The sequence below is a fragment of the Tenacibaculum aestuarii genome (assembly GCF_964510395.1).
Lineage (GTDB): Bacteria > Bacteroidota > Bacteroidia > Flavobacteriales > Flavobacteriaceae > Polaribacter > Polaribacter aestuarii.
In genome coordinates this window covers 1385950-1398631 of the sequence record NZ_CAZEFY010000003.1, presented here as the reverse complement: position 1 = coordinate 1398631, position 12682 = coordinate 1385950, and the positions used below count along the sequence as shown (strand labels likewise).

Annotated in this window: 13 protein-coding genes; 9 read left to right on the top strand and 4 right to left on the bottom strand. The window is 33.1% G+C overall.

The genetic code is table 11. From position 1 onward, the window contains the following. Positions 1–106 precede the first annotated feature (106 nt). The 4 genes from ACKTSU_RS12790 to ACKTSU_RS12775 are packed head-to-tail and all read right to left on the bottom strand — an operon-like array spanning position 107 to position 4625. Positions 107–1129 (bottom strand): cytochrome-c peroxidase, encoded by a 1023-nt coding sequence (locus ACKTSU_RS12790; RefSeq protein WP_408036814.1) that lies wholly within the window; start codon positions 1127–1129, stop codon positions 107–109. A 47-nt stretch (positions 1130–1176) separates the two neighbouring features. Beyond that, on the bottom strand, positions 1177–1935 hold the full coding sequence (locus ACKTSU_RS12785) for an MbnP family protein (RefSeq protein WP_408036813.1): 759 nt from the start codon (positions 1933–1935) through the stop codon (positions 1177–1179). Positions 1936–1939: 4 nt separating this feature from the next. Next, entirely contained in the window at positions 1940–3259 is a 1320-nt protein-coding gene (locus ACKTSU_RS12780) for a hypothetical protein (protein WP_408036812.1), read from the bottom strand. 13 nt (positions 3260–3272) lie between these two features. Continuing rightward, positions 3273–4625 (bottom strand): choice-of-anchor B family protein, encoded by a 1353-nt coding sequence (locus tag ACKTSU_RS12775; protein WP_408036811.1) that lies wholly within the window; start codon positions 4623–4625, stop codon positions 3273–3275. A 139-nt stretch (positions 4626–4764) separates the two neighbouring features. Between ACKTSU_RS12775 and thiL the strand changes: the two genes are divergently transcribed. The 9 genes from thiL (at position 4765) to ACKTSU_RS12730 (ending at position 12651) form a co-directional block, all read left to right on the top strand. Then, positions 4765–5811 (top strand): thiamine-phosphate kinase, encoded by a 1047-nt coding sequence (thiL, locus tag ACKTSU_RS12770; RefSeq protein ID WP_408036810.1) that lies wholly within the window; start codon positions 4765–4767, stop codon positions 5809–5811. A 158-nt stretch (positions 5812–5969) separates the two neighbouring features. Further along, complete coding sequence (gene lysM, locus ACKTSU_RS12765; protein WP_408036809.1) at positions 5970–6440, top strand: peptidoglycan-binding protein LysM; 471 nt, start codon at positions 5970–5972, stop codon at positions 6438–6440. Between the two features lie 152 nt (positions 6441–6592). Beyond that, the gene (locus tag ACKTSU_RS12760; protein WP_408036808.1) at positions 6593–7492 is read left to right on the top strand and encodes a DMT family transporter; all 900 of its coding nucleotides are present in this window, start codon (positions 6593–6595) and stop codon (positions 7490–7492) included. A 31-nt stretch (positions 7493–7523) separates the two neighbouring features. Continuing rightward, complete coding sequence (locus tag ACKTSU_RS12755; protein WP_408036807.1) at positions 7524–8390, top strand: YicC/YloC family endoribonuclease; 867 nt, start codon at positions 7524–7526, stop codon at positions 8388–8390. Positions 8391–8392: 2 nt separating this feature from the next. After that, the gene (gmk, locus tag ACKTSU_RS12750) at positions 8393–8992 is read left to right on the top strand and encodes a guanylate kinase (RefSeq protein ID WP_408036806.1); all 600 of its coding nucleotides are present in this window, start codon (positions 8393–8395) and stop codon (positions 8990–8992) included. A 36-nt stretch (positions 8993–9028) separates the two neighbouring features. Beyond that, positions 9029–9613 (top strand): nicotinate (nicotinamide) nucleotide adenylyltransferase, encoded by a 585-nt coding sequence (gene nadD / locus ACKTSU_RS12745; protein ID WP_408036805.1) that lies wholly within the window; start codon positions 9029–9031, stop codon positions 9611–9613. A 48-nt stretch (positions 9614–9661) separates the two neighbouring features. Further along, positions 9662–10525 (top strand): M23 family metallopeptidase, encoded by an 864-nt coding sequence (locus tag ACKTSU_RS12740; RefSeq protein WP_408036804.1) that lies wholly within the window; start codon positions 9662–9664, stop codon positions 10523–10525. A gap of 65 nt (positions 10526–10590) precedes the next feature. Continuing rightward, positions 10591–12090, top strand: coding sequence for a GH3 family domain-containing protein (locus tag ACKTSU_RS12735; RefSeq protein WP_408036803.1), 1500 nt, complete (start codon positions 10591–10593; stop codon positions 12088–12090). 3 nt (positions 12091–12093) lie between these two features. Further along, the gene (locus ACKTSU_RS12730; RefSeq protein ID WP_408036802.1) at positions 12094–12651 is read left to right on the top strand and encodes an MOSC domain-containing protein; all 558 of its coding nucleotides are present in this window, start codon (positions 12094–12096) and stop codon (positions 12649–12651) included. Positions 12652–12682 lie beyond the last annotated feature (31 nt).

Sequence of the window (12682 nt, the reverse complement as noted above, 5' to 3'; positions counted from 1 at the left end):
CAAAGATAATGACAAAATATGATTTATGTCATGTTTTGAAATGAATATAGTTATTAAACAATAAAATTTGTCTATACCTTAAAACGAGCAGTGAATTGTTGTTATATTATTGCTGAAAATCAGGATTATTTATAAAATCATTATCGGAAAGACTGAGGAGAAATGCTTTTAAATCGGCTTTGTCTTTGTTAGAAAGTTGAACACCTTCTTGATTTACTTTTTTCATTAAAGGATCAATGGTTGAAGATTGTTTTAATCCTTCGGAATAGTGATTAATTACCTCTTCTAAAGTAGTAAACCGACCATCGTGCATGTAGGGAGCAGTAAAAGCTAAGTTTCGTAGTGAAGGACTTTTAAATTTTCCGTTGTCATTTGGGTCTCCTGTAAAGGTACCCAAACCTAAATCGGTAAAAGTTTCATCTAATCCGTTGTTATGGAATTGGTTGTCTGTCCAAAGTGGATTGTTGTCACTTCCGTGGCAATGAAAACAATCACCACGAGTTTCGTCCATAAAAACGTTAAAACCGTTGAGTTCTTCCGAAGTTAATTCAGCTTTTCCTAAAAGGTATTGATCAAACTTTGAGTTTCCTGAAATTAACGTTCTTTCAAACTGTGCAATTGCTTTTGTTACCAAAGTTGAATCTATTTTGGATATTCCAAAAGCTTGCTGAAAAAGTGTTGGATATTCAGTGTGTTCTTGTAGTTTTTTTGCAACATTTTTCCAATCGCTATGCATTTCAATTGGATTACGAACTGGGGAAAACGCTTGACGTTCGATGCTCAATTCTTTACCATCCCACATAAAACGCTCGTCAAAATTCCATGCTAAATTGAATAAAGGCATTGAGTTTCGTGTACCTAATTTACCATCGACACCTTCGCTAAAACGAGTATCATCGGTAAAAGCATTTTTAGGATCATGACAAGAAGCGCATGATTGGGTATTGTCTTTTGATAAAATAGGATCAAAAAATAGTTTTTTACCCAAAGCAATTCCTTCTTCAGTTAATGGATTGTTGGTTGGAACTATTGGAGCAATTAATTTTTGTTGAAAAATTTCAGGGATTTTTAAATTTACTTGAACTGGAGTATATACATTTTCTATTTCTTCTTTTGAAGAACAACTCATCAAAAGAAATAAAAGGGAAAACAGGTATATACTTTTTTGCGTCATGTTTATTGAGAAATTGTTCCTAAACTAAATACACCGCTTTTTCCGTTTTCAGAAATATCTTTTTGAGCTTCAAAATCGCCCATCAAATCAACGCTTTTCTCGTTTAAGTTCCAGTCATTAGGAGATTTAAACCACCCGGAAGCATTCATTTTAATTTCAATAACAGCATTGTTTTTTAGTAAAATTGAACCTGTTTCAATTGAAATTGAAGTATCAACGATAGAATCTTTTTCACTGTCGTAAGCTCTAATAGCGTGAAAGTTATATGGGTTTTTAACTCCCAAAGTATCTTTGTATTGACCATCTAGTTGCATAAAATGATAGCCTCCACCCATCATGTCAGGTACATTCCAATCTACAGAATTTAAATCAGCATAAGCACCGCTAATATTATCTTTATTAGTAAAACCAAAAGTAAATAGTAATTTATAGCTTCCTTCCGATATTTTTTCAGGAAGCGCTAATGTTAAACTATCAGGTTTGCTTACATCCACTAATTTATATCCATTAAATTTAGTAGTATCACTTGCCCCATTTACAATGCTTACGCTTGAAATTAAATAACGCAATCTACTTATGGTAAGTTTGCTTCCTGTTTTATTGGTGAACTCAGTGTTTTCTAAATCAGATTTTTCAATGATAGTACCGTCCCAGTTTTGGGTGAATTTCAATTTTACTGAAACTTCTTTGATGGGTTCATCATTATCAGAACTACAAGAAAGAACGATTAAACTAAATATAGAAAGGATTATTTTTTTCATCTGTTTATTTTATGTTGATAACTACTAGGTCAGAAAAACCTTTGTTGGTTTCAATGTCAAAATTAGAACTCCAAGATTCACCAACCACAATAACTTCTTGATTGTTTAATTGAACAATGTCATTGGCAGTATCAATTTCACTACCTCCAATAGATTTTTGCCATTCAAGTTTTCCGTTAGCAGCTATTTTTAGCACCCAAATATCGTTATTTCCGTTGTTATTTGTGAGATTTTTATCGCTGCTTCTTGAATTTCCTACGATGAAGAATCCACCACCTTGAACAGGAATAACTCCTTTAGAAACATCAAATGAAGTTCCGCCATAGGTTTTTTGCCAAATTAGATCTCCATCTGCATTAATCTCGATTGCCCAAATATCTGAAGAACCATTGTTGTCACTCACTTGTTGATTGTTGCTTCTTGTGTTTCCTGTAATGATAAAATTATTTTGAGATGTTTTGGTAATAGCAAAAGCTTCATCTATTTCACTACCTCCATAATTTTTCTCCCAAAGAAGCTCACCTTGGTTGTTTATTTTTACCACCCAAAAATCATAACTTCCTCGGTTGTTTGAAATGTCAACATCATCGCTATCGCTAGAGCCTACCAATAAAAAATTATTGTTTTGAGTTTCTACCACATCATAAAGCGTATCGGTAAATGTACCACCATAGTAGTGAGACCACTGTTTTTCTCCGTTGGAATTTAGTTTTAGTACCCAGTAATCACCTCCTGCATGTCTATTAGCACTACGAGAGTTTCCTTCTCCACCAGAAGCACTTACGTCTAATGTGCCACTGAGTAAAAAACCGTCATCAGAAGTTTGAATAACAGAAAAAGCTTGATCAGTTCCTGAAAAGCCATAGGTCTTTTGCCAAAGTAAGTTTCCACTGCTGTCAGTTTTTAGTAACCAAAAATCGTAAGAACCAAAATTTTCAGTCACATCTCCGTCAGCGCTTCTACTAAATCCAGAGATTAAAAAGCCTCCATCAGCAGTTTGAATGAGATCTTTACCACGGTCATCTTCACTGCCTCCGTAGGTTTTAGACCAAGTCAATTCGTGATTACTGTTGAATTTTAATAACCAATAATCGTAGCTATTGTCTGTTTTGTCAGTAATATCGTAATCAGCACTTTGCGCATGTCCGATTACAGCATAACCTCCATCAATAGTACTAATTACTGAATGTCCAGCTTCGTTTAATGAACCTCCATATGTTTTTACAGATTGAATAGAACCTGAGTAACTAGGTAAAGGATTATCATCTTTTGAACAAGATATAGTCAGTAATAAAAAAATGATATAAAATTTAGTAAGCTTCATAAAATGATTAAGGTTATTTTTTCTTCAAAATGAATAATCCTTTTTCTATATCACTCACTACAATATTTCCGCTGTTAAAGAAAGGATATACACTCCAAACTCCATTAAAATCAGGGTTGTTATTTTCAGGATAGGTGTCAAAATAACCTGTTTCAGTCATAGTTCCTGAAGCGATATTTGAAATATCGTGCATTCTAACGCCAGCTCTGTAGTTAGCTAGATAGAAAGTGTTGTCTTTTATATATCCATTATGGTCAATAGCTTCTGTAGGGCCATAATACTCGTTTAATAATTGAGGATTGTCTAGGTCAAGCATATCAAAAATTAAAATTCTTGTTTTACCTACTTTACCTGTCATTTCATCAAGTTCATCACCTACAATAAAATAGCGCTGGTTATTAGTAAACCATCCTTGGTGTGTGTAGGCTTCATTATTATAAGAAATTTTTGAAATATTGATAGGGTTGGCTTTATCAGTAACATCAACTACTACAACTTCATTAGTCCCATTTACTTCTCCATTGCTTCCTACTAAAATTTCCTTTCCAGTATAATCGGTGTCAGGACCATTGTAGTTGATTACTTGTGCATCGTGAGAATATCCGTCTGCAGCATATCCACCAGCTGAAACTGGATTTTTTGGATCTTGAATATTGATGAAAAGTGGTCCGCCACTATATTGTGTGCTACCAACTACGTAGGCAAATCCTGAATCTTCATTAATTACAATGTTATGCGCTTTACCAAAAGTTGTAAAATGTGCATCAGTAGTAAAGGTCGCAGGTGGATTACTTATGTTACGAAGCCTAGTTAAATCAAAAACTTGCATGCCGTGAGCATCATCTCCTCTGTTATTATCGGCAACAATAAATGCATGATTATTGTATACTTTAATATCTCTCCATGGACTGCTAATAGTAGCTGTGGGTAGTTTTCCTAAATATATAGGGTTTTCAGTATCGGTAACATCAATGAAGGCAGTACCGTTATCTAATCCCATAATGGCATATTCTTTATTGGTTGTTGGGTCTGTCCATCCCCAGGAATCATTTCCTTCAGCAGCCTGAAAAGTGGTTATCGGAATATGAAGTAATAAGTCATAACCGTTACAAGGAAATTGCCCTGCAAAACCATTTTCACAAGGAACTTTATTTGTAGTTACACCACTGTCACTATCACATACATCACCAATACCATCATTGTCGGCGTCTTCTTGATTGGGGTTAGGGGTGTTAGGACAATTATCTTTTGTATTTACAATTCCATCGTTATCTAGGTCTTCATCAACAACTTTTATCTTAGGAGAAGAACAAGCAGCAAGTGTTGTAAAACAAACAAAAAGGATTATAATTTTATAAAATTTCATGAACAGGGATTTTAAAAGCACTAAATTAGGTAATTAACTGTTGATATAACATTCAAAAACAGCAAAACCCTATTTTTATTTTATACGGTTTCATAACTGGAAATGAGTTTGTTTATTTACTTGTCATTATCTTTGCAGTATGTTAGAAGATAAAAATCAAGAAAGAACTTCGTTGGCTGAACTTGGAGAGTTTGGATTAATCAACCATTTAACAAAGCATTTTAAAATGTATCATTCTTCAACGGTAAAAGGTGTTGGAGATGATGCAGCGGTTATTACATCTTCAAATGAAGAAACTGTAATCACTACAGACTTGCTGGTAGAAGGTGTGCATTTTGATTTAAGTTATATGCCGTTAAAGCATTTGGGATACAAAGCGGTAATGGTGAATTTATCAGATGTATATGCAATGAATGCAACTGCAGAGCAAATTACTGTATCGATAGCGGTGTCTAATCGTTTTCCGTTAGAAGCTATTGAAGAGTTGTATGCCGGAATTCAGTTAGCTTGTGATACTTATAAGGTTGATTTAATTGGAGGAGATACGACTTCATCAACTAAAGGAATACTAATTTCTATTACGGCTATTGGAACTGTTAAAAAAGAGGATATTGTATATAGAAATGGAGCAAAACCAACAGATTTAATCGTAGTTTCTGGAGATTTAGGTGCAGCGTATTTAGGGTTACAAGTTTTAGAAAGAGAGAAACAAGTATTTCAGGTGAACCCTCAAAATCAACCAGATTTAGATAATTATACGTACATCATCGAGCGTCAATTAAAGCCAGAAGCACGTAAAGATATTCCTGAGTTGTTAAAAGAGTTAGAGGTAAAACCAACTTCTATGATAGATATTTCAGATGGATTGTCTTCTGAAATTATGCACATCTGTACGCAAAGTAAAACAGGATGTAAGATTTATGAGGATAAATTACCATTAGATCCACAAGTAATTGCAACTTCTGAAGAGTTTAATATGGATTCAACGATGATTGCCTTGAGTGGAGGAGAAGATTATGAATTGTTGTTTACAGTGTCAATTGATGATTATGATAAGATAAAGGGAAATCCGAATTTAACAGTGATTGGTCATATTACAGAAGAAAATCAAGGAATAAATTTAGTAACTCGTGCAAATCAAGAAATTGAATTAAAAGCACAAGGGTGGAATTCCTTTAAAGGGTAAAAGAAGAAAATATATTTTTTGTAAAGCACACTTAATCAGTGTGCTTTTTTAGTTAAAAAAAATAGCTTCTTAAAAACGCTACGAAGTATTTATTCTGGTATAAAAATTGTATCTTGGTCAGACAGAAAATCGAATATTAACAAAAAATCAAAAAAGAAATGGGAATTTTTTCATTTATTAAAAACGCCGGAGCTAAAGTTTTTGGTGTAGGAAAAACAACTGAAGAAGAAGCGGCAGAAAAAGCTGCTAAATTAGTAGATGCTGTACATAAATTAGAGCTTTCTGTTGAGAATCTAGCGGTTAATGTAGATGATGACAAAGCTACAGTTACAGGTGAAGCGGCTGATTTAGCAACAAAAGAAAAAGTAGTTTTAGTAGTAGGAAACACTGAAGGAATTGCTTCTGTAGAAGATAATATGACTGTTAAAGAAGTTGAAGTTATCGAAGAAGCTGCTATGGCACAATTTCACACTGTAGTTAGTGGAGATTCATTAAGTAAAATAGCAAAAGAGTTTTATGGTGATGCTATGAAGTATCCTGTAATTTTCGAAGCGAATAAGCCAATGTTAACACACCCAGATAAAATTTATCCAGGGCAAGTATTAAGAATACCACCTTTAGTGGACTAATCAAAAGTTAATCAACCAAAGGAAAAAGCACCGTTTATACGGTGCTTTTTTAGTTGAATAATATGCTATTAAAAGAAGTGTATAGGATAAAAAAGTAATAGAAAACAAGAAATTAATTGTCATCTTTGCAGTTGTTTTCAAACTCACTAAAAATGAATCAAAGAGCGCTGGCATTAACAGCAACATCTATTGCAACACTTATTTACGGAGTAACTTTTACGGTAGCAAAAGAAGTAATGGAAGAACATATACAACCTTTTGGTTTTATATTACTTCGTGTTGGAGGAGCAACTATAATTTTTTGGTTGTTAGGACTTTTTGTAAAAGCACCATCTGTAGAGAAAGCAGATTACAAACGAGTTGCTATGGCGGCTTTTTTTGGTATTGCCTTTAATATGCTTACTTTTTTTAAAGGGTTAAGTTACACAACACCAATCAACGCATCAGTAATGATGGTAACTACTCCTATTTTGGTATTGATTTTTGCAAGTATTCTTCTTAAAGAAAAATTAATTCTTAGAAAAATTGCAGGAGTTGTTGTTGGTTTAATAGGTGCTGTGATTTTAATTGTTTATGGAAATCCGTTGAAAGGAGATGCAACTAATATGGTGTTAGGAAATTTTTTAGTATTTATTAATGCGGCATCCTACGGTATGTATTTAGTAGTCGTAAAAAAGCTAATAGCAAAATACAATCCTATTGTTTTTGTAAAGTGGCTATACCTTTTTGGGTTGATAATGGTGCTTCCTTTCGGTTTCTTTGAATTGTTAGAAGTTCAATGGCAAATAATGCCAACAAACATTTATTTAAAAGCAGGGTTTGTGGTTTTGTTTACTACTTGTATAACCTACTTGTTCAACCTTTTTGCGTTGTCTAAATTAAAACCCACAACGGTAAGTGTTTTTATGTATTTGCAACCAGTAGTGGCAGCAATTTACGCATTAATAGTAGGAAGTGATCATTTAGATATGGTTAAAATAGGGGCGGCTTTACTCATATTTTTTGGAGTGTTTTTAGTAACAAAACGTCCTGCTGAAACTCCGAATAAATAAATGTATCTTTGCGGATTATTAAACCGAAGTTATGATACAATCTATGACGGGGTACGGTAAATCTGTACTACATCTACCTTCTAAAAAAGTTACGATTGAAGTTAAATCGTTAAACAGTAAAAATTTAGATTTAAACACTCGAATTCCTTCTTACTACAGAGAAAAAGAACTAGATGTTCGTAAAAAACTAGCAAGTAGTTTAGTACGAGGTAAGGTAGATTTTTCTATTTATGTAGAAATGACTGCGGATGAAACTTCAACTACGGTAAATACTGGTGTGGTACGAGAGTATATGCAGCAGTTAAGAAATGTAACTCAAGTAGGGACTTCTGATGATGTTGAATTGATGAAGATGGCAGTAAGAATGCCAGATGCTTTAAAAACGGAACGTGAAGAGTTAGATGAAGAAGAGTGGAATCAAATAGATGCACATATTGATGAAGCTTTAAAAGAAATTATTCAATATAGAATAGATGAAGCACAGTCGTTAGAAGAAGATTTCAAAACGAGAATAACCAATATTCAAACAGCTTTAGAAGAAGTTAAAAAATTAGATGGAGATAGAATAGCTCATGTAAAAGAGCGTTTGCAAAAAGCTTTAACTGATTTAAAAGTTGAAGTAGATGAAAATCGTTTTGAACAAGAGTTAATTTACTATTTAGAAAAATTAGATATTAACGAAGAAAAAGTACGTTTGGCAAACCATTTAGAGTATTTCTTACAGCAATTAGAAACGTCAGATTCTAATGGTAAAAAATTAGGTTTCATTGTACAAGAAATAGGTAGAGAGATTAATACTACAGGGTCTAAGGCTAATTTTGCACCAATACAAAAATTAGTCATTCAAATGAAAGACGAGTTAGAAAAAATAAAAGAGCAAATTTTAAACGTTTTATAAAAATGTCGGAAGAATTTAAAGGGAAATTATTTGTGTTTTCAGCACCATCAGGTTCAGGTAAAACTACAATTGTACGTCACTTATTGGCTCAAGAACGTTTTAATTTAGAGTTTTCAATTTCTGCGACTTCAAGAGCTCCAAGAGGAGAAGAAGTTGATGGAAAAGATTATTATTTTATTTCAGCAGAAGAGTTCAAGCAAAAAATAAAAAACGACGAGTTTTTAGAGTGGGAAGAAGTGTATCGTGACAATTTCTATGGAACATTAAAAACCGAAGTAGAACGTATTTGGGCTCAAAAGAAACACGTAATTTTTGATATTGATGTTGTTGGAGGATTACGTATTAAAAAGAAATTTCCAGAAGAAACTTTAGCTGTTTTTGTAAAGCCTCCAAGTGTTGATGAATTAAAAATTCGTTTAAAGAAAAGAAGTACTGAAAGCGAAGATAAAATCAATATGCGTATCGCAAAAGCTTCGGTAGAATTGGCTACAGCACCGCAGTTTGATAAAATCATTAAAAACTACGAATTACCAGTAGCTTTAAAAGAAGCAGAGGATTTAGTAGATGATTTTTTGGGAATAAAAAAAGTAATTAAAGAATAACTTAGTATTTAGGTCTAGGTTCTAGTATCTTTAAATATGAAAAATATAGGATTATACTTCGGAACTTTTAATCCAATTCATATAGGGCATTTAATCATAGCCAATCACATGGTTGAGTATTCTGACTTAGATGAAATTTGGATGGTGGTAACACCTCACAATCCATTTAAAAAGAAAAATTCGTTGTTAGATAATCATCATCGTTTAGATATGGTGTATTTGGCTACTGAAGAATATGAAAAAATCCAACCGTCAGATATAGAGTTTAGGCTTCCTCAACCAAATTATACAATTAACACATTAGCACATATTTCTGAAAAACACCCAAATTATACATTTAGTTTAATCATGGGTGAGGATAATTTGAAAAGCTTACATAAGTGGAAAAACTATGAGGCTATTTTAGAAGATTATCATATATATGTGTACCCTAGAGTTTCTGAAGGAATTGTAGAAAATCAGTTCAAGAATCACGAGAGAATTCATAAGGTTGATGCTCCAATAGTAGAAGTTTCTTCAACCATGATACGAAAAGCGATAAAAGAAGAAAAAAACTGCAAACCTTTGCTACCGTATAAAGTTTGGAAGTATATAGACGAGATGAACTTTTATAAAAAATAGTTTCGCCACTTTTTCGTTGTATATTTGAATCCCAAACAAGTATAAAACGTGTCAAAAAACAAGAAAAAAAGAAAGCTTAAACAGAAGCTTACAGATAAGTACAGACTGGTAATTTTAAATGAAGATACATTTCAAGAACGATTTTCTTTAAAGTTATCGAGGTTAAATGTATTTGTTTTTAGTGGAGTGTTTTCAATACTTCTTATAGTTTTAACAACGCTATTAATTGCGTTTACTGGAATACGAGAGTATATTCCTGGTTACTCTTCAACAGCATTAAAAAGGAAAGCTACTAGGTTAACTTATGAAGCGGATTCTTTAAAAAACAGGTTAGCAATTATAGAAAGTTACACAAAGGCATTAAAACCCGTGTTAACTGGTGATATAGAGCCTGAAAAAATAGATTCTATAACAACCGAAATGCAAACAATTGTAGTTGATGAAACTAAACTGCAGGCAACGAAACAAGATTCACTTTTTAGAGAGAAGATAGATAATAAAGATCTTTTTCCATTGTATGAAGGGGGAGAGAACAGAATTAAAAATGTATTCTTTTCACCTTTAACGGGTACTATTTCTCAGCCTTTTGATTTGAACGAAAAGCATTACGCAATTGATATTGTGGCGCAAACAGGTACTCCAGTAAAAGCTGTCGCGGACGGAACAGTAATTTTAGCAGAATGGACGGCAGAAACAGGCTACGTGATAACGATTCAACACTCTAATGAGTTTATTTCTGTGTATAAGCATAACGGAACTTTATTAAAAGAGCAAGGGGATGTTGTAAAATCAGGTGAGGCTATTGCAAGTGTAGGATCAACAGGAGAGTTAACTACTGGTCCGCATTTACATTTTGAGTTATGGAATAATGGATTTCCAGTAAATCCCACCAATTATATAGATTTTCAGTAATAAAGAGAAGAGAAAAGAGAGGTTGTCTAACAATCCAATCATCTAAAAATCTAACAATCTAAAAAATGAGCATTAAATCAATATTAGCAATTCCATTTGCGAAAATTGTACGAAAGCAGGTGTACAAATGGGCAAATGATCCACATAAAACACAAGAGAAAGTATTTCAGTATTTAGTTACAGAAGGATGTAAAACAGCTTTTGGAAAAGATCACGATTTTATATCAATCAATAACTATGAAGACTTTAAAAAACGTGTACCTGTTAATGATTATGAAGGCTTACGTCATTATGTAGATAGAGTAGTTGAAGGAGAGGAAGATGTTTTATGGAAAGGAAAACCGTTGTATTTTGCTAAAACTTCAGGAACTACCTCTGGGGCAAAATATATTCCAATTAGTAAAGAATCAATGCCAACACATATTTCTGCGGCACGTAACGCTTTGTTGTTTTACATAGCAGAAACAAATGATGCTAGTTTTGTGGATGGAAAGATGATTTTTTTACAAGGAAGTCCAGTTTTAGAAGATAAAAATGGTGTGAAGCTAGGGCGTTTAAGCGGAATAGCGGCTCATTATGTTCCAAATTATTTATTAAAGAATCGCTTACCAAGTTGGGAAACCAATTGTATTGAAGATTGGGATGTGAAAGTTGATAAAGTAGTTGAAGAAACGCTACCGGAAAATATGACGGTAATTAGCGGAATTCCGTCTTGGGTACAAATGTATTTTGAAAAACTGATTGAAAAAACGGGTAAAACCGTTTCCGAAATTTTTCCAAACTTCAATTTCTTTGTGTATGGAGGAGTAAATTTTGAACCGTACAAGAATAAGTTTGAAGCGTTAATCGGAAAAAAGGTAGATTATGTAGAGTTGTATCCTGCTTCAGAAGGATTCATTGCTTATCAAGATTCTCAAACTGAAAAAGGAATGTTGTTACAGTTGAATTCAGGGATTTTTTATGAGTTCATTCCAGCAAACGAATTTTTTGATGAAAACCCAACAAGAATTTCGTTAAAAGATGTTCAGTTAGGGGTTAACTATGTAATCATTTTAAATACATCTGCTGGTTTATGGGGTTATAATATTGGTGATACTGTAGAGTTCACTTCTTTAAAGCCTTATAGAATAAAAGTAACAGGACGTATCAAGCATTTTATTTCCGCTTTTGGAGAACATGTAATTGGTAAAGAAGTAGAAAAAGCGTTGAATGATGCTATTAAAGGAACTGATATTAACATAAGTGAATTTACCGTAGCTCCGCAGGTAAATCCAGAAAGTGGATTACCATATCATGAATGGTTTATTGAATTTGAAAATGAACCAGAGAATTTAGAGGAGTTAGCTGCTAAAATCGATGCGTCTATGCAGGAGCAAAATGTGTATTACTTCGATTTAATTACAGGTAAAGTTTTACGTCCGTTAATTATTAGAAAAGTACAAAAGGGAGGTTTTCATGAGTATATGAAATCGATAGGTAAATTTGGTGGTCAGAATAAAATTCCTCAATTATCAGACAACCGAAAAATAGCGGATGTTTTACAGAACTTTTTAATCAAAGAATAATCCATGAAAATTGTAGCAACTAATATAGGAGAGCGAAAAGAAATCGATTGGAAAGGAAAAATCGTTACTACAGGTATTTTCAAATTTCCTGTTGATAAACCTATTTTTTTAGATGTTGAAAAAGTAAAAGACGATGCTATTTGTGACAGAGAACATCACGGAGGAATAGATCAAGCAGTTTACGCTTATTCAGAGAATCATTATTCATACTGGAAAGAATTGTACCCTAATTTAGATTGGGAATACGGAATATTCGGTGAAAACCTAACTGTTTCTGATTTAGATGAAAGTCAATTACATGTTGGAGATACTTTTAAAGTAGGAGGGGTTGTGATTGAAGTAACAAAACCACGTCAACCTTGTATGAAACTTGGGGTACGTTTTAACGATATGAAAATTGTAAAACAGTTTTGGCAACAAGACTTACCGGGAGTTTATTTTAAAATATTGCAAACAGGTTTTGTGAAATCAGGTGATGAGTTTGAGCAAATAAAAAGCTGCCCCCAAAACCCAACCATTGTGGAGGTTTATAAGAGTAAGAAGGAAGGAAAAGGGATGTAGCTAACTGTTTTTTTTAAGTAGGATTATTCCA

Coding starts and splice junctions, on each gene's coding strand:
- ACKTSU_RS12790 (WP_408036814.1), bottom strand. CDS start 1,129: ATGAGTTGTTCTTCAAAAGAAGAAATAGAAAATGTATATACTCCAGTT.
- ACKTSU_RS12785 (WP_408036813.1), bottom strand. CDS start 1,935: ATGAAAAAAATAATCCTTTCTATATTTAGTTTAATCGTTCTTTCTTGT.
- ACKTSU_RS12780 (WP_408036812.1), bottom strand. CDS start 3,259: ATGAAGCTTACTAAATTTTATATCATTTTTTTATTACTGACTATATCT.
- ACKTSU_RS12775 (WP_408036811.1), bottom strand. CDS start 4,625: ATGAAATTTTATAAAATTATAATCCTTTTTGTTTGTTTTACAACACTT.
- thiL (WP_408036810.1), top strand. CDS start 4,765: ATGTTAGAAGATAAAAATCAAGAAAGAACTTCGTTGGCTGAACTTGGA.
- lysM (WP_408036809.1), top strand. CDS start 5,970: ATGGGAATTTTTTCATTTATTAAAAACGCCGGAGCTAAAGTTTTTGGT.
- ACKTSU_RS12760 (WP_408036808.1), top strand. CDS start 6,593: ATGAATCAAAGAGCGCTGGCATTAACAGCAACATCTATTGCAACACTT.
- ACKTSU_RS12755 (WP_408036807.1), top strand. CDS start 7,524: ATGATACAATCTATGACGGGGTACGGTAAATCTGTACTACATCTACCT.
- gmk (WP_408036806.1), top strand. CDS start 8,393: ATGTCGGAAGAATTTAAAGGGAAATTATTTGTGTTTTCAGCACCATCA.
- nadD (WP_408036805.1), top strand. CDS start 9,029: ATGAAAAATATAGGATTATACTTCGGAACTTTTAATCCAATTCATATA.
- ACKTSU_RS12735 (WP_408036803.1), top strand. CDS start 10,591: ATGAGCATTAAATCAATATTAGCAATTCCATTTGCGAAAATTGTACGA.
- ACKTSU_RS12730 (WP_408036802.1), top strand. CDS start 12,094: ATGAAAATTGTAGCAACTAATATAGGAGAGCGAAAAGAAATCGATTGG.